Origin of the sequence: Aeromicrobium senzhongii (assembly GCF_014334735.1) — a bacterium.
GTDB classification, from domain to species: Bacteria; Actinomycetota; Actinomycetes; order Propionibacteriales; family Nocardioidaceae; genus Aeromicrobium; species Aeromicrobium senzhongii.
Genome location: NZ_CP060587.1, coordinates 2,953,476 through 2,970,041 on the forward strand (window position 1 = coordinate 2,953,476; position 16,566 = coordinate 2,970,041).

A 16,566-nucleotide genomic window follows, 5' to 3' on the forward strand; every position below is an offset into this window, starting at 1 on the left:
TGAACTCACCATGCAGACGGGCGCGAGGCAATGTCAAGGGCCTGCTGTGACCTGTGCCACATCACGAGACAACGACGAGCGCGGACGCCACGAGGGCCCCGGCGTGTGCCGGGGCCCTCGTGGGATGTCGCGCTGGGAGTCAGTTGCTCCGCGCGCTGGTCGGGGCGCTGGTGGGCGCACCGTCACGGCGACGACCGGGCGTGCGCGAGCCCTGCGGGCGACCGCCGGGTCCACCGCGGCCCTGGCCGCCGCGACCCGAGCCGCCACGGCTCTGACCGCCACGACCACCCTGGCCACCGCGGCTCTGACCGCCACGGCCACCCTGGCTGCCGCCACGCGAGCGGGAGTCGGAGGCCATCTCGGGCGCCTCGGTGCCGGCGGTCGAGAGCGACTCGGCCGTCATCGGCGACGGAGCCGACGAGGCGTTGTGGTGACGAGCGGTGACGCCCGCCTTGCGCTGCAGCATCATGACGTCGCGCAGGTCGGCGGGCGTCGTCATCGTGACGACGGATCCGGACTCGCCCGCGCGGGCGGTGCGGCCCGAGCGGTGCAGGTACGCCTTGTGCTCGGCGGGGGCGTCGTAGTGCACGACCAGGCCGATGCCGTCGACGTGGATGCCACGCGCGGCGACATCGGTCGCGACGATGACGGACGCGTCGCCCCGGCTGAACTGCGCCAGGTTGCGCTCACGGTGACGCTGCGAGAGGTCGCCGTGCATGTCGACGGCGGTGACGCCCTTCATGCTCAGCTGCTTGGCCAAGCGCGTCGCGCCACGACGGGTGCGGGTGAACACGATGCTGCGCGGGTTGGCGCTCAGCAGCTCGTAGGCCGCGCGGGTCTTGTCGGTCGCCTCGGTGACGAGCACGTGGTGCTCCATCGTCTCGACGTTGTCGTCGGTGGAGTCCACCTCGAACAGCGCGTGCTGCGGCAGGTGCCGCTTCACGAGCTTGTCGACGTCGCCGTCGAGCGTGGCCGACAGCAGCAGGCGCTGGCTGCCCGCGGGGGTGCGCGAGAGCAGCGCGTCGATCGGCTTGAAGAAACCGAGGTCGCACAGGTGGTCGGCCTCGTCGAGGACGGTGATCTCGATGGCGTCGAGCGTCATGCAGCGACGGTCGAGCAGGTCGGTCAGGCGACCGGGAGTCGCGATGACCAGGTCGACGCCGCCCTTCATGGCGTTGATCTGCTTGTTGATCGGCACGCCGCCGTAGACGGTGGTGTGCTTCAGGCCGAGCTTCTGCACGAGCGGCAGCAGGGCGGTGTGCACCTGGATGGCCAGCTCGCGGGTGGGCAGCAGGATCAGCGCGCGGGGCGCCTTGGGGCGGCTGGTGCCACCGGCGAGGCGAGCCAGGACCGGCAGGCCGAACGCGAGCGTCTTGCCCGATCCGGTGCGGGCGCGGCCGAGGACGTTGCGGCCCTCAAGCGCGGCCGGGATGACGGCCTGCTGGATGGGGCTCGGGTTGACGATGTCCTGCATGGCGAGCTTGCGCACGAGGCCGTCGGCGAGGTTGAAGTCGTTGAACGTGGGCAGCACAGGGCTGCTGTCAATCAGGGTCAAGGGGTCTCAATCGATGATGTGCCCGCTTGCCAGGGGCGCGATTCTCCGCGCAACATCGTCGGGCCGGAACAGCGCTCGAAAGGCGCGTTCACCTTTCGACCCTAGCAGCCGCACGCGGCGACGGCCTCATCGTGCCGACGTGAGCCCCGACTCGTCGCCCTCCCCCGGACGCCGAAGGACCCCGGCCGGGGCCGGGGTCCTCCAGGTTCGAGTGGGAGGATCACTCGAAGTATCGGCGCGGGTTCTTCACCAGCATCGTGTCGATGTCGTCCTCGCTGACGCCCTTCTCCAGCAGCATCGGCAGCACGTCGTCGGGGATGTGGCGGAAGTTCCAGTTCGGCTGGACCTCCGCCTTGGCCTTCGGGTCGAAGTAGTCGATGAAGCACGAGGCGTCGTGGGCCAGCGTGATCTTCTCGACGTACCCACGGCGCACCAGCTCGACGATCGTGTCGACGCGCTTCTCGGTGCTCAGGTAGACGTCCAGGCCGAACCGGTCCATGCCCAGCAGGGAGCCGTTCTCGGCCAGCTCGCTGAGGTAGTCGATGTCGTCGGAGTCACCGGAGTGACCCAGCACGATCTTCGCCGGATCGACGCCCTCCTCGCCGAGGACCTTCTGCGCCACGAGGCCCGAGCGGGTGTGCGGGTTGGTGTGGACGGTGACGGGCGCGCCGGTCTGCGAGCTGGTCTGGCCCACGGCACGCATGACGCGCTCGACGCCCGGCGTCAGGCCCGGCTCCTCGATGACGCACTTGAGGAAGGCGGCCTTCACGCCGGTGTCGGCGATGCCCTCGTTGATGTCCTTGAGGAACATCTCGACCAGCGGCTCGGGCTGGTCGAACAGCAGGCCCGGGCCCCGGTGCTCGAACTGGTGCGGGACGTCGTTGTACGTGTAGAGGCCGGTGGCCACCACGATGTTCAGGTCGGTCTGCGCCGCGACCTTCTGGATGCGCGGGATGTACCGGCCCAGGCCCAGGACGGTCGGGTCGAAGATCGTGTCGATCCCGGCCGCCTTGAGGTCGTTGAGGTCGCGGACCGCGTCGGCGACCTTCTGATCCTCGTCCCAGTCCTCGTAGTTGAGTCGGTACTCCTCACCCAGCACGAAGACGTGCTCGTGGACGAGGGTCCGGCCCAGATCACTGCTGTCGATCGGACCCTTGACGGTCTGGACGGTCGCCATGCGCACTCCTTGGATCTTCGCTCTTGATGTGCTTTGTGTCACACCCTAGGATCCCTACAGTACTGAACCTGAGCCCGAATTCAACTGTCTTCCGAGAGGAATCTCCGTGAGCGCCCGATCCGCCCTGGTACCGCCCGTCTCCCCCGCCGACATCGCAGCCATGTCCGGCGTCGACTCCACCCAGTACGGTCGTGAAGCATGACCACCACCGAGCGCATCACCCTCGCCCAGCGACCCTCCGGCCTCCCCGATGACAGCACCTGGGCCAGCGAGACCGTCGACCTGCCCGCCCCCGGCGACGGCGAGTTCCTCGTGAAGGTCGACCACATCTCGCTCGATCCCGCGATGCGCGGTTGGCTCAACGACGTCCGCTCGTACCTGCCGCCGGTCCAGATCGGCGAGGTCATGCGCGCTGCCGCCACCGGCACGGTCGTCGAGTCGAACCACCCCGACTTCGCCGTCGGCGACGCCGTCACGGGCAACTTCGGCGTCACCCAGTACGCGGTCACCGACGGCGAGGGCGTTCAGAAGATCGACACCTCCGTCGCGGGCCCGGCCACCTGGCTCGGCGCCCTCGGCATGCCCGGCCTCACGGCGTACCACGGTCTGCACGAGGTCGGCGAGATGAAGGCCGGTGACACGGTCGTGATCTCCGCTGCCGCCGGAGCCGTCGGCAGCGTCGCCGGCCAGCTGGCCAAGGCCAAGGGCTGCACCGTGATCGGCATCGCCGGCGGCCCCGAGAAGTGCGCCTGGCTCAAGGAGATCGGCTTCGACGAGGTCATCGACTACAAGAACGAGAACGTGCTCAAGCGCCTGCGTGCGGTCGCGCCGAAGGGCATCGACGTCTACTTCGACAACGTCGGCGGCGACATCCTCGACGCCGCGCTGGCCAACCTGCGCCGCGGCGCCCGCGTCATCATCTGCGGCGCGATCTCGACCTACAACGACGAGCAGCTGGCGCCGGGCCCCAAGCGCTACATGTCGCTGCTGGTCTTCCGCGCGAAGATGCAGGGCTTCCTGGTCTTCGACTACCCCGAGAAGGACGCCGCGGCCATCGCCGACATGTCCGAGCTGATCTCGTCCGGCCAGCTCGTCGCGCGCGAGACGGTCGTCGAGGGCGGGGTCGAGGAGTTCGGCCGCACCCTGCTGGGCCTGTTCGAGGGCCGCAACACCGGCAAGCTCGTCCTGAAGATCGCCTGATCGAACACGGACGGCGTCGGAGCGAGGCACTCGCTCCGACGCCGTCCGTGCGTCAGGCGTGGGTGGCGAGGAAGTCCAGCACCTTCGGAACCACGGTCTCGGGCGCCTCGAGCAGCGGGCTGTGTCCACAGCGGGGCACCATCATCAGCTCGGAGTCCGGCAGGCCTGCAGCCAGCTCCGCGCCCCAGTCCGGCGGACGCACCGGGCACTCCTCACCCGAGACGACGAGAGCAGGCACGCCGATGGACGGCAGGAGCGGCGTGGCGTCCTTGCGTCGCATCACGCCCACCATCGCGGGCAGCAGATCGGCACCGAGCTGGCTCATCCGGCCTGACCACAGGTCGACGAGATCCTTCTTCTGCGGGTCCTGCAGCGTCGACCGGCCCAGCATGACCTGCTGCAGGAACTCCAGCCGATCGTCGACGAAGCCCTGTTGGGCCGCCCCCGTGGCGAAGGCGACGTACTCCTCGACCTTGTCGGCGGGCTCGGCTCGGACCGACGAGCCGACGAACGCCAGGGCGCGCACGAGGTCAGGGCGGTAGGTCGCCAGACGCGCCGCGACGTCGCCGCCCATCGACGATGCCACGAGCAGGACGTCCTGCAGACCGAGGGCGTCGAGGATCGCCGCGGTGTCACCGGCGGCCTGCTCCATCGTGACCTCCTCGGACCGGGCCGCTGCGCTCGAGCCCTGCCCGCGGAACTCGGGCCGGACGAAGCGGAATCGGTCGCGCCCCGCCTCGACGAGGCCGTCGAACATGCGGTGATCGAGGAACAGGGAGTGGAGACAGACCACGACGGGGAGCCCCTCTTCCCCCGTGTCCTCGACATTGAACGTGGCGCCTGCTGCCTGGATGACTGACATGGAGGGGTCCTTTCGTGTGACGTGCGTCACTCTGAGGGCCCACGATAACCTGAAACCGAATATGATTTCACCTATGGACTTCGAAGCGCCTCCGACCCTCGGCGGGTCCGACTCGCTCCTCGCGAGCAGCCTCGGGGCAGGGACGAGCACCTCGCTCGGAGAGCTGCTGCGCGATCGGCGCAGCATTCGCGGTTACCGTCCCGATCCCGTGCCCCAGGACGTCATCCGCGAGATCCTGGCCGACGCGGTCCTGTCTCCGTCATCGATGAACACTCAGCCCTGGAAGTTCCACGTCCTGGCCGGCGAGGTGCTCGACCGCATCCGCGAGGAGAACACGCGGCTCATGCTGGCCGGCGCACCGATCCAACGCGACGTGACCGTGACCGAGCGCTACGAAGGTGTCCATCGCGACCGTCAGGTCGACATCGCGAAGCGCCTCTTCGGCGCCATGGGCATCGCTCGCGAGGACCAGGCCGCCCGCCTCGACTGGACGATGCGCGGATTCCGGCAATTCGACGCGCCCGTATCCATCGTGATCGCACACGACCGCAGCCTCGAGGGCGTGGGGCCGATCGCCCACTTCGACCTGGGCGCCGTCGTGCACGCGCTCGTGCTCTCCGCGTGGTCGCGCGGACTCGGCACCGTCATCAACAGCCAAGGCATCATGCAGGGCGCGGCCGTCCGGCGCGAGGCCGACATCCCCGACGACCACGTCATCTTCACGGCGGTCGCCCTGGGCTACCCCGACGAGGAGTTCGCCGCCAACCACGTGCGCTCGGCACGTCAGTCGGTGGACGACGTCGCCCGCTTCGTCGGCTTCGACTGAGCCGAATCAGGCCCGCTCCGCTTGGAGCCGTCGAGCGGGACACCGAGGGCGTCGAGCCAGACCCGCGTCGCTGTCGCGACGATCGCTTCCTCGCTCATGCCCGGCTCCTCGAGGGCGAACATGTGGTACGCCATGCGCCCGAGGATGGGCGAGAGCGCCCGCGCCGTCATGTACGAGTCGAGCGCGGGGTTGGCGTAGCCCGCGTCCTGGAGGCGCTTGATCCAACGCGCGTTGCGCTCGGCGAACGCCCGGCCGCGCTCGAGCCGGAGCTTGCGGAACTCCGGATCGATCGTCGCCACCTGCTCGAGGAGCAGGTTCAACCTCGCGTTGCGCTTGTAGGCGCCGACGTACGCACGATTGCTGGCCTCCAGGATCGCGGCCACGTTGCTCAGGTCGTCGTCCACCCGGGGGAGGCCCGGATGGAGCATGTCCTCGGCTGCGGCCTGCATGACCGCGGTGAAGATCTCCTCCTTGCTGTCGAAGTACGTGTAGAACGTCCCGATCGAGCAGTTCGCCCCGGCCGTGATGTCGACGAGTCGCGAGTTGATGAACCCATCCCGCTCGAACACCTCCCGAGCCGTGGCCACCAGGGCGGCACGCGTACGCACTCCGCGTGCCGTGGTGGGCGTCTCCCGGACGCGCGAGGCGTCGACCAGCGCCGGCAGCTCGGGGACGACGTCCTCTGCTTCCGCTTCCCTCATGACGTGCCCGATCCTCTCCCCCGGTGACCTTCGCCGCGACCCGGTTACCGGATCACCACCGGGTTCACCGGAGCACCGGTGCCACCGACCACCTTCAACGGCGCGGCCGTGTAGAGGAAGGTCCATCGGCCGTCCGCAGCGCAGGCAGCAGCGAGGTCGTCCAGCCACGCGATCTCGGTGAACGTGACGCCGAGGTTGCGCATCAACGCGCTGTGCAGCGGCAGGGCGACGCCGTGCTTCGGGTCCATCGTCACCTCGTTGGCGATGGTGTCCGTGACCAGGTTCGGGATCTCCATCCGTTGGAACCAGTCCACCAGTTCGGGCGAGTAGGTCAGGCCGGGCTCGCAGAAGTCCGCATAGAAGTCCTCCGGTGTCGTCTCGTACCAGTGGCCGATGAACCCGGTGCGGATCAGCAGCACGTCGCGGGGCTCGATGGCCTGCCCTTGCGCCTGCGCGGCTTCCTCCAGGTCCTCGTGCGTGAACGTCTCACCCTTGTCCAGGTGCGGCTTCCCGCGGTGGCGCGCCATGTCGATGAGGATGCCGCGGCCGACGATCCCCTTCTCAGCGATGGGCAGGACCGACGCCTTGCTCATCTGCCCGACGGTCTCGGCGGCGTCGTACCCGTTCCAGATCTGGCCGCCGTACCAGACATGGCCGAGGGCGTCGTACTGCGTCGAGGCCTGGAGGAAGATCGTCGCCTTGTCGTCGGCGTAGTGCGCGCCGCCGGGCGTCTCGTCACCTTCACCGCGCTGGAAGAACCCCTCGTCCATGACATTCTCGCGCTGGATCTGCTCACGGCCCGGCCACACCGGGTCGCCGTGTCCCGGAGCACCCATCGGCACCTGCAGCGTGAACGTCTCGCCGGAGACGATCGCCGACGCACCACGCACCGCCTCCTGCGGGCCGAGGTAGTTCAGGGACCCGACCTCGTCGTCGGGACCCCATTTCCCCCAGTTCTTCGGCGAATCGGCCAGCACAGCCTCGGTGTCGGGTGCGGTGTTGTCGGTCATGATCGTCCTCTCGGGATGGTGGACCGGCGGCCGGCGAGTCCGGTCGTCTCGGCGACATGCCAGGCGTGGTCGATGACCGCCTGGACGCGTTCGGGGGTGGGCGCTCCGCCTTCTGCGGTGTTCGCCGGATGGTCGAGCGTGCGCCGGTACACGCCCTCGCAGATGATCGCGATCTTCCAGACGCCGAGGACGTGCCAGAACGCCAGCGTTCCCCCGTCGCGTCCGGATGCCTCGAGATAGGCGTGCGCGAGTTCGGCGCGGGTGGGGAAGCCCGGCAGCGTCGAGGCCTCGAACATCCCGCTCGCGGTCTCACCGGCCTCGGGCCAGTACGCCAGGGTGCTGCCGAGATCGGCGATGGGATCGCCCAGGGTGGAGAGCTCCCAGTCGAGGACGGTGCGGATGGTGCCGTCCTGCGGGTCGACGATCACGTTGCGGATGTGGAAGTCCCCGTGCACCAGGGAAAGGTCACCCGGCGGGGGGACGCGGTCGTGCAACAACTCCGTCAGTGCGTCGAGATCGGGCCGATCGACGGTCCTGCTGGCCTCGAACTGGCGGGTCCACCGCCTCAGCTGGCGTTCCGCGTACGGCGAACGCGAGGCGAGGTCGCCGAGTCCGACCTCGTGGACATCGACGGCGTGGACCGCAGCCAGCGTTCGGGCGATGTCCAGCCCGAGCCGCCCTCGGACCACGGGGTCGAGTGACTCGGCGATCTCCATCTGGTCGAGCACGATGCCGTCGACGTGCTCCATCACCACGACCGGCACGTCCGCGACCCGGGCGTCCTCGCACACCCCCACGAGCGCGGGGACGGGCACCGCGGAACCCTGCAGGGCCGCCAGGATGCGGTGCTCGCGCACCACGTCGTGCGCCGAGGCGAGCAGCTCGCCGAGCGGGGGCCGGCGCGCGATCCAGGTGTGACCCTGCTCGTCCCGCAGTCGGTAGGTGAGGTTCGACTGGCCCCGCCCGACCCGCGACGCCTGGAGATGAGCGCCGACGTCGACGCCGCGGTCGCGCATCCACCTGGCCAGGTCGGGCAGGCTCAGAGCGACGGTCATCGGCCGCTCCCCCACCGCTGCCCTCCGTCGATCACGAGCGTCTCGCCGGTGATCCAGCTCGCCGTTTCGCCGGCGAGGAACGCCACGGCGGACCCGATGTCCTCGGGCTCGCCGATGCGCCGGAGCGGGGTCTTCGCCGCGACGGCCTCCTCGTGCTCCTTCCACAACTCCTCCGCCAGTCGGGTCCGGACGACGCCGGGCGCGACCGCGTTGACGCGGATTCCCGGCCCCAACTCCTGGGCCTGGTGACGGGTGAGGTGGACCAGCGCGGCCTTCGACGCGTGGTAGACGGCCAGGTTCGGCCCAACGGCGAAGGCACCCAGTGACGCGGTGTGGACGACCGAGCCACCGTGCTCCCCCATCCAGAGGTCATACGCCAACTGGGTCCACAGTGCCGGGCCCCACAGGTTCACGTCCAAGGTCTTGGCGAAGCGCGACTGCTCCTGTTCCACGAGCGATCCGAACGCCGGGTTGGTGCCGGCATTGTTGACCAGGACGTCGATGCTGCCGAAGTGCTCGACCGTCCGCTCGAGACAGGCGCGAGAGGCCGCCTCGTCGGTGACGTGGGCGCCGATGCCGAGTGCGCGATCACCCACCTCACGGGCGGCCGCCTCGGCATCTTGCTGCTTCCGTGCGGTCAGAACGACGTTCGCGCCCTCGTCGTGCAGGGCGCGGGCGACCGCGAGGCCGATGCCTCGCGATGCGCCCGTCACCACTGCCGTCCGGCCGGCGAGGCCGAGGTCCATCAGACGTCCCGTTCCGAGGCGCGGCGACGCAGCTCGACGCGGGCGAGGGTGCGCTTGTGCACCTCGTCCGGGCCGTCCGCGATCCGCAGGGTGCGCTGATGGGCATAGAAGCTGGCCAACGGGAAGTCGTCGGTGACGCCGCCGCCGCCGTGGACCTGGATGGCCCGGTCGATGATCTTCAGCGCGATCTCGGGCGCCTTGACCTTGATGGCCGCGATCTCGGTACGGGCCTTCTGGTTGCCCACGGTGTCCATCAGCCAAGCCGTCTTGAGCACGAGGAGTCGCGTGGCCTCGATCTCGATGCGCGCCTCGGCGATCCAGTCCTGGATGTTCGAGCGCATCGCCACGGGCTGACCGAACGTCGTACGGCTCTGGGCACGATCGATCATCAGGTCCAACGCACGCTCGGCCATGCCGATCGAGCGCATGCAGTGGTGGATGCGACCGGGGCCGAGGCGGGCCTGGCTGATCATGAAGCCGTCACCCTCACCGGCCAGCAGCGCGGTCTTCGGCACCCGGACGTCCTCGAACAGGATCTCGGCGTGGCCCTCGCGGTCCATGTAGCCGAACACCGGCAGACCACGGACGATCGTGACGCCCGGGGCGTCGATCGGGACGACCATCATCGACTGCTGACGGTGGGTCTCGGCCTCGAAGTTCGTCTTGCCCATGACGATGAGGACCTTGCAGTTCGCGTGCAGCGCGTTCGACGCGAACCACTTGCGCCCGTTGAGGACGTACTCGTCGCCGTCGGGCGTCATGCTCAGCTCGACGTTGGTGGCATCCGAGCTGGCCACCGCCGGCTCGGTCATGCAGAACGCCGACGCCATCTCACCGGCGAGCAGCGGCTTGAGGTACTTCTCCTTGTGCTCCTCGGTGCCGAACAGCTGCAGCACCTCCATGTTGCCGGTGTCCGGGGCGTTGCAGTTCATCGCCTCCGGAGCCAGGTACGGGCTCCGGCCGGTGATCTCCGCCAACGGCGCGTACTGCAGGTTCGTCAGACCCGGCGAGCCCCAGTCCTCGTTCTTGTGGGGGTGGAACAGGTTCCACAGACCCAGCGACCGGGCGGTCTTCTTCAGGTCCTCCAACACCGGCGGGTGGAAGTTCGGGTTTCCCGACTCCGCCATCTGCTGGTGATAGACCGACTCGGCCGGGTAGACGTGCTCGTCCATGAAGGCGTTGAGCTTGTCCTGGTACTCACGCGTCTTCTCGTCGGGCGCGAAATCCATCAGTTCTCCTAGGGGTGGGTGCGGACGCCGAGGGGCCGGCGCTCGCGGAGGGGAAGGTCGAAGAGGCAGGGTCAAGCGGCTGCTCGGCGGCGGGCGAGCGTGCCCACGCCGACACCGAGGATCAGGAGCAGTCCCTGGAAGAAGTACTGCCAGTAGGTCTCCAGCCCGATCAGCGCGATCGAGTTGAATCCGACCGAGACGGTGATGACGCCCACGAGCGTGCCGAGAATGTGGAACTGCCCATCGCGCAGCACGGCCGATCCGAAGAACGAGGCCGCGAACGCGCTGAGCAGGTAGGTGTCGCCGGCGGAGACCGCTGCGCTGCCCGTCCGGGACGCCAGCAGGAAACCGGTGACGGCCGCGCACATCGAGCAGACCACGAAGGCGATGACCCGCACGCGATCGACGCGGATGCCCGACAGTTCGGCGGCCACGCGGTTGCCGCCCACGGCCTGCATCGACTGTCCGAGGACCGTGCGGTTGAGCAGCCACCACAGCAGGGCGGCGATGGCCAGCATGATGTAGACGGGGTATGGGATGCCCAGGAAGCGGCCGAACGTGATCTCGAGGAACGCATCCGGGTCCCCCAGCGCCACCGGGGCGCCGTCGGAGATCATGTAGTTGACGCCGATGACGATGGTTCCGACGCCCAGCGTGGCCACCAGGGCGGACACGTTCATGTAGGTGACGACGAAGCCGTTGACCAGGCCGACGACGGCACCGACCAGCAAGATCGCGACCAACGCCATGGGGATCGACAGGTCCGCGCTGACCATGAGGGCGCAGGCGCTGACGCCCGCCAGGCTCGCGGTGTTGCCGATGCTCAGGTCGAACTCACCCGTCACCAGGACGAAGGTCAGGCCCATCGCGATGATCGCCGAGAGGGCGCTTTGGTTCAGGATGTTGATCGCGTTGTCGACCGTCGGGAACGTGCTCGGCGCCAGAATCGACGTGACGGTGATGAGCGCTGCCAGCACGAGCAGGGCTCCGTAGCGGCCGAACCACTCGAAGAAGTGGGCGTTCGACTTCGCGACCTCTGCGGTCGGTTCGTTCTCCATCAGGCTGGTCATGCTGTCTCCGTTTCGGTGGTGCCGAAGCTCTCGGTGCTTCCAAAGCACAGGGCGGTGAGGTGGTCCTCGTCGAACTCGCTGGCCGGGACTTCGGCGATCAAGCGTCCGGCGCGCATCACGAGGACGCGGTCGCAGATCGCGAGCTCCTCGAAGTCACTGGAGATCACCAGCACCGAGGTGCCCTCGGAAGCCAGTCCCGTGATGATGCGGTAGATCTCGGCGCGCGCTCCGACATCCACGCCGACCGTCGGCTCGTCCAGCACGAGCAGCCCGGGATTCGTCCGGACGTACTTTCCGACGACGACCTTCTGCTGGTTGCCACCGCTGAGGTGGTGCGCCGAGTCGCGGATCGAGCGGGCTTTGACGGAGAACCGCTCCATGAGTGCCTGGCCGGCGGCCCGGGAGGACTTCGGCCGGAAACGGGCCCGCATGCTGGCGGCGGCCCCGTGCTCGGCCATCGCGAGGTTGTTCTCGACCGTGTCGGTCAGGACCAGGCCCTGACTTCGTCGCTCCTCCGGCACCAGCGCGATGCCGGCACGCAGGGCGTCATGGGGCGACTTGGGTGCGTACGGCGCGTCGTTGAACACCATGGTGCCGCCGGTCGCTCGGTCCGCACCGATCAGCAGGCGTGCCAGCTCGGTGCGGCCGGCGCCGACCAAACCGGCAATGCCGACGATCTCGCCCTCGTGGACGTCGAAGGAGGCCTGGAGGACCCGGGGTGCGCGGGTCAGTGCGCGGACCTGCAATCGCACCGGTCGGGTCTCGGCCACGCTCTCGTCGGCCTCGGCCTCGAGACGTGACACGAGCTTCTCGACCTCGCGCCCGACGATCTGGGTCGTCAGCTCCTGGCGGTCCGTCTGGGAGGACTCGAGTGTGGTGACCTTCTGGCCGTTGCGGAACACGGTGATCCGGTCCGACACCTCGAGCACCTCGTCGAGCCGATGGGAGATGTAGAGGATGCCCACACCTTCGGAGGTCAGCTCCTCGATCACCGACATCAGGCGGTTCGCCTCCTCGTCGGTGAACGAGGCCGTCGGCTCGTCCATCGCGATGAACCTCGCGTCGCGCATCAGCGACCGACCCAGCGACACCATCCACCGGTCGGAGACGGACAGTTGCTCGACTTGGACGTCGAGCGGGATGTCGAATCCCAGGCGCTCCTGCACGGCCCGGGCCTCGCGACGCAGGCGTCGCAGGTCGAGGATCCCGAATCGGCCCGGGTCGCCCGATCCCATCGCCATGTTCTGCAGCACCGAGAACTTGGGTACGAGGTTGAGCTCCTGGTGGATGAAGCTCAGCCCGAGATCGGCAGCATCGCGAGGATTGTCGACCTCGACCCGCCGGCCGTCGAGCAGGATCTCACCCTCGTCGGCGCGCTCCAGTCCGGCGAGGATCTTCACGAGGGTCGACTTGCCGGCGCCGTTCGCTCCACACAGCGCGTGGACCGAGCCGGATTCGACCTCGATCGAGACGCCGTCCAGAGCCCGACTACCACCGAACGACTTGGAAATCCCCCGCATCTGCAGGAGGCCCGCCGGTGTGGCATCGGCTCCCGTGTCCGTTTCCGAGGTGGCCATGGGCACTCCTTCAACACGCGGTTCAGACAGGTCGAGCTCTGGACGGATCGTCATGTCACATCACCTCAGGACGCGTTCGCGCCGGGGTTGTCCGCGAGGTACTGATCCAGCGTCTCCGGCGTGATGATCGGGTACGGGATCTCCTCGGTCTTCGCGTCGGCACCCACACCCGCCTCGATGAGACCCGGCGTCGCGTCGAAGAGCATCTGAGCCGCGCCCGCAGTGTCCGGCGCGGCGGTTGCGGCCAACTGGCCGTCCTTCAGCGCCTTGAGAGCAGGCGGGGTTCCGTCGTAGCCGTAGATCTTGACGTCGTCGCGGCCGGCCTGCTTGGCGGCCACGATGGACCCCATCGCCGGGTCGTCGAAGCACGCCCAGATCGATAGCGGCTCGGAGCCCTTCGGATTCTTGGCCAGCCACGTTGTAGCGAACTTCTGGCCCGACTCGAGCTGGCCGGGGATCAGGACCTCCTGGCGGTCCACCGTGATGTCGGTGCCCTTGACGGCCTCGTTGAAGCCGTCCTCTCGCAACTGGCACGGCAGGCCGGGCTTGTAGCCCAGCGCCAGCACCCGGCCCTTGCCACCCATGTTCGCGACCATGGCCTCGGGGACCTCGGTCCCGGGTGAGACGACCAGGTCGAAGACGATGCCATCGGCGGTTCCGCCGGCGATCGACGCCACGGGGATCCCCGCCGCCTCCGCCGACTTCAGACCGGCCGCCAGCGAGGTCGACTCGATGACCGAGACGATGATGAGGTCGACGTCCTTCTGCACGAAGTCCTGCATCGCGCCGATCGCCTTGTCGACGGCTCCGTCGGGGTTGGCCGTGGTCACCTCCCAGCCCTCGTCCTCGGCCAGCTTCGTGTACTTGTTGATGACGGCCTCGGTCGTCACCTCGCTGGGCGCGAAGCGGACGATTCCCACGGAGAAGGAATCGTCCCCCCCGGAGTTGGAGGACGAGCCTCCACAGGCGGCAGCGGTCACCATGGCCAGTGCCATGGTCGCTCCCAGAGCGATGCGTCGGAACTTCATCGAGCCTCCTCAAGTTCAAGCCCACTCGCGGTTGAGTGGTGCCCGTGGCCCCCCGTCAGCCGCACGAGTGCGACTGAGGTGGTGGCGGCGCCCGCGTGGACTCCACCACCCATCCCGAGGCGTGGTGCCGCGGCGATGTTCTGGGCGAGACCGTCGGTGACGACCTCGTTCGTCCTGGATCTCATGACAGCGACTCCTGGTAGCGGCGCATGCCGCGCAACCAGCGGTCGTAGTCCGATGCCTTGCGGCGGAAGAACTCCAGGACGTCCGGGTGCGGCAGGATCAGGAACTCGCCGGTGCCCAGTGACTCGACGACGATGTCGGCCACCTCCAGCGCTTCCAGCACAAGACCCGCTTGGGTGACCGCCTTCGCGCCCTGGCGTGCCGCCTCGCTGTCGGAGTCGGCGCCGCTGTTGAGCATCGCCGTGTTGACACCCATCGGGCACAGGCAGCTGACGCCGATGCCGCGTGACCCGTAGGTGACCGACAGCCACTCGGCGAAGGCGACCGCCGCGTGCTTCGTCACCGAGTAGGTTGCCGAGCCGATCTGCGTCAGCAGGCCCGCAGCCGACGCCGTCGACAGGAAGTGCCCACGGCCGCGCTCGAGCCATCCGGGCACCAGCAGCTCAGCCGCTCGCACGTGGGCCATGACGTTGACGTCGATCGAGGTCTGCCAGTCGGCGGGCGTGGCCTCGAGGTTCTCGCCGAGACCGACACCAGCGTTCGCGACGTAGAGGTCCACGGGACCGAAGGCCGACTCGGCCAGGGCGATCGTCGCGCGGATGTGGTCCACGTCCGAACAGTCACCCGCCAGGGACTCGATGGTGCCGGGGTGGTCCCCGGCGATCGCCTCGACCTCAGCCTTCAGCCGTCCCTCGTCGAGGTCCGTCGCCACGACACGGGCGCCGTGCTCGACGAACCGGCGGCACAGCGCCGCACCGATGCCCCCGCCGGCACCCGTCACGACCGCGACGCTGCCCTCGAGCCTCATGCCTTGCCCGCCCGCGTTGCGAGGGAGCGCAGCTCGTCCCGGTCGATGGCACGCTTGAGGATCTTGCCCGTGGCGCCCTTCGGCAGCGCATCGACGAAGGCGAACAGGTGGGGCACCTTGTAGGCGGAGAGGCGCTCCTTGGCCCACACGCGGATGCTCTCGGTGGTGGCGGTGGAGCCCTCGCTCAACACGGTGACGGCCGCGATCTCCTCGCCGTAGTGCTCGTCCGGGAGCCCGACCACGGCCACCTCGACGATGTCCGGGTGCTCGTACAGCACCTCCTCGACCTCGCGCGGGTACACGTTGTAGCCACCGCGGATGATCAGGTCCTTCACGCGGTCGACGATGCTGAGGTAGCCGTCCTCGTCGACCGTGCCGATGTCACCGGTCTTGAGCCAGCCGTCGCGCAGGTCCGACGCGGTGGCATCGGGTCGGTTCCAGTAGCCCTTCATGATCGTCGGGCCCCAGATGAAGACCTCGCCGGGCTCGCCCGGGCCGATGACCCGCCCCTCGGAGTCGCGAACCTCGATTTTCGATCCGGGGAGCGCGGGCCCGACGGTGCCGGCTTTCTGCTCCCGGTTGATGTCGTTGAACGTCGCGGCACCCGTGGACTCGGTCAGGCCGTAGCCCTCGAGGATCGCGCAGTCGAAGCGCTCCTTGAACGCGCGGATGACCTCGACGGGGAGCGAGGCACCGCCGGAGGTGGCCAAGCGCATCGCGGCGAAGTCCCGGGGGGTGTACCCGCCTTCGGCGTGGAGCATCGCGTTCCACATGGTCGGGACGCCCGCCATCGTGGTGAGCTCATCGGCCACCATCACGTCGAGCATCACCTTCGGGTCGAACGGGTGGACCAGCGAGAAGGAGGCGCCCGTCGCGAGCGTCGTGTTCATGCACACGGCCTGCCCGTAGACGTGGAACAGCGGCAGGCCCGTGCCGAACCGGTCGTCCGCACTGATGTTGAGGACCGGCTGGAACGAGGCGACCGTGTCCACGAGGTTCGCCGCGGTGAGCTCGGCACCCTTGGGCCGTCCGGTCGTCCCCGAGGTGTAAAGGATGAGCGCGGTGTCCTGGGGCGCATGCTGGTGCGCCTGCGTGAGCGGCTCGGCATCGAAGGTGAAGCCGGGGTCGAGCTGCCAGAACGGCAGACCGCGGTCGGCCGCGGCGGCTGCGGCGCGTCCCGCGTGTTCGTGCCAGGCGATGACGAGCGAGGCTCCCGAGTCGTCCAGGACGTAGCCGATCTCCGGCTCCGTCGACATCGTGTTCATCGTGATGACCGTGACGCCGGCGGCGTGGAGGCCGTAGTACACCTCCGGGAACTCCGGGATGCTCGGTGCGATGAACAGCACGCGATCCAGCGGATCGATCCCCGCAGCGCGCACGGCGCCGGCGACCTGCTCGTTGGTCCGGCGCAGCTGACCGAAGGTGACCGTCCGGGGAGACCGGATCGCTACGCGATCGGCATCGGTGTCGGCCTGGGCCCAGACATCGGCGGCGATGTTGACCATGCGGGGGGAGCCTTTCCACGAAGCGTGTGACCTA

General features: G+C 68.7%; 15 protein-coding genes. 2 read left to right on the forward strand and 13 right to left on the reverse strand.

Annotated features, from left to right (window positions below; genetic code table 11):
* Nucleotides 1-139: 139 nt before the first annotated feature.
* Both H9L21_RS14460 and H9L21_RS14465 read right to left on the reverse strand, forming a co-directional pair.
* Complete coding sequence (locus H9L21_RS14460) at nt 140-1,555, reverse strand: DEAD/DEAH box helicase (protein WP_154597425.1); 1,416 nt, start codon at nt 1,553-1,555, stop codon at nt 140-142.
* A gap of 220 nt (nt 1,556-1,775) precedes the next feature.
* Nucleotides 1,776-2,732 carry a phosphotriesterase family protein gene (locus H9L21_RS14465; RefSeq protein ID WP_154597424.1) on the reverse strand — a complete coding sequence of 319 codons (957 nt, stop codon included), beginning with the start codon at nt 2,730-2,732 and terminating at the stop codon, nt 1,776-1,778.
* Nucleotides 2,733-2,930: 198 nt separating this feature from the next.
* Between H9L21_RS14465 and H9L21_RS14470 the strand changes: the two genes are divergently transcribed.
* Entirely contained in the window at nt 2,931-3,932 is a 1,002-nt protein-coding gene (locus H9L21_RS14470) for an NADP-dependent oxidoreductase (RefSeq protein WP_154597423.1), read from the forward strand.
* A gap of 52 nt (nt 3,933-3,984) precedes the next feature.
* Here H9L21_RS14470 and H9L21_RS14475 read toward each other — a convergent pair whose 3' ends face one another.
* On the reverse strand, nt 3,985-4,794 hold the full coding sequence (locus H9L21_RS14475) for an alpha/beta fold hydrolase (protein WP_187411600.1): 810 nt from the start codon (nt 4,792-4,794) through the stop codon (nt 3,985-3,987).
* Between the two features lie 73 nt (nt 4,795-4,867).
* On the opposite strand from H9L21_RS14475, the gene H9L21_RS14480 reads away from it, so the two are divergent.
* Nucleotides 4,868-5,620 carry a nitroreductase gene (locus tag H9L21_RS14480; RefSeq protein WP_154597421.1) on the forward strand — a complete coding sequence of 251 codons (753 nt, stop codon included), beginning with the start codon at nt 4,868-4,870 and terminating at the stop codon, nt 5,618-5,620.
* Here H9L21_RS14480 and H9L21_RS14485 read toward each other — a convergent pair.
* From H9L21_RS14485 to H9L21_RS14530, 10 genes are all read right to left on the reverse strand, one after another.
* Nucleotides 5,578-6,321: a TetR/AcrR family transcriptional regulator gene (locus H9L21_RS14485; RefSeq protein ID WP_154597420.1), complete on the reverse strand. Its 744-nt coding sequence runs from the start codon at nt 6,319-6,321 to the stop codon at nt 5,578-5,580. The genes H9L21_RS14480 and H9L21_RS14485 overlap by 43 nt on opposite strands.
* A gap of 44 nt (nt 6,322-6,365) precedes the next feature.
* A complete protein-coding gene (locus H9L21_RS14490; protein ID WP_154597419.1) occupies nt 6,366-7,331 on the reverse strand; it encodes a cyclase family protein in 966 nt (321 codons plus the stop codon).
* Entirely contained in the window at nt 7,328-8,386 is a 1,059-nt protein-coding gene (locus tag H9L21_RS14495) for a phosphotransferase family protein (RefSeq protein WP_154597418.1), read from the reverse strand. Before H9L21_RS14495 ends, H9L21_RS14490 begins: the two co-directional genes overlap by 4 nt.
* Nucleotides 8,383-9,132, reverse strand: coding sequence for an SDR family oxidoreductase (locus tag H9L21_RS14500; protein WP_222865797.1), 750 nt, complete (start codon nt 9,130-9,132; stop codon nt 8,383-8,385). Before H9L21_RS14500 ends, H9L21_RS14495 begins: the two co-directional genes overlap by 4 nt.
* The gene (locus H9L21_RS14505) at nt 9,132-10,361 is read right to left on the reverse strand and encodes an acyl-CoA dehydrogenase family protein (RefSeq protein WP_154597417.1); all 1,230 of its coding nucleotides are present in this window, start codon (nt 10,359-10,361) and stop codon (nt 9,132-9,134) included. Before H9L21_RS14505 ends, H9L21_RS14500 begins: the two co-directional genes overlap by 1 nt.
* A gap of 71 nt (nt 10,362-10,432) precedes the next feature.
* On the reverse strand, nt 10,433-11,431 hold the full coding sequence (locus tag H9L21_RS14510; RefSeq protein WP_154597416.1) for an ABC transporter permease: 999 nt from the start codon (nt 11,429-11,431) through the stop codon (nt 10,433-10,435).
* A complete protein-coding gene (locus tag H9L21_RS14515) occupies nt 11,428-13,008 on the reverse strand; it encodes a sugar ABC transporter ATP-binding protein (RefSeq protein ID WP_187411601.1) in 1,581 nt (526 codons plus the stop codon). Before H9L21_RS14515 ends, H9L21_RS14510 begins: the two co-directional genes overlap by 4 nt.
* 65 nt (nt 13,009-13,073) lie before the next feature.
* Nucleotides 13,074-14,036, reverse strand: coding sequence for a sugar ABC transporter substrate-binding protein (locus tag H9L21_RS14520; RefSeq protein WP_154597414.1), 963 nt, complete (start codon nt 14,034-14,036; stop codon nt 13,074-13,076).
* Nucleotides 14,037-14,217: 181 nt separating this feature from the next.
* Nucleotides 14,218-15,027 carry an SDR family oxidoreductase gene (locus H9L21_RS14525; RefSeq protein WP_154597413.1) on the reverse strand — a complete coding sequence of 270 codons (810 nt, stop codon included), beginning with the start codon at nt 15,025-15,027 and terminating at the stop codon, nt 14,218-14,220.
* The gene (locus H9L21_RS14530) at nt 15,024-16,532 is read right to left on the reverse strand and encodes an AMP-binding protein (RefSeq protein WP_154597412.1); all 1,509 of its coding nucleotides are present in this window, start codon (nt 16,530-16,532) and stop codon (nt 15,024-15,026) included. The genes H9L21_RS14525 and H9L21_RS14530 overlap by 4 nt, the downstream gene beginning before the upstream one ends.
* Nucleotides 16,533-16,566 lie beyond the last annotated feature (34 nt).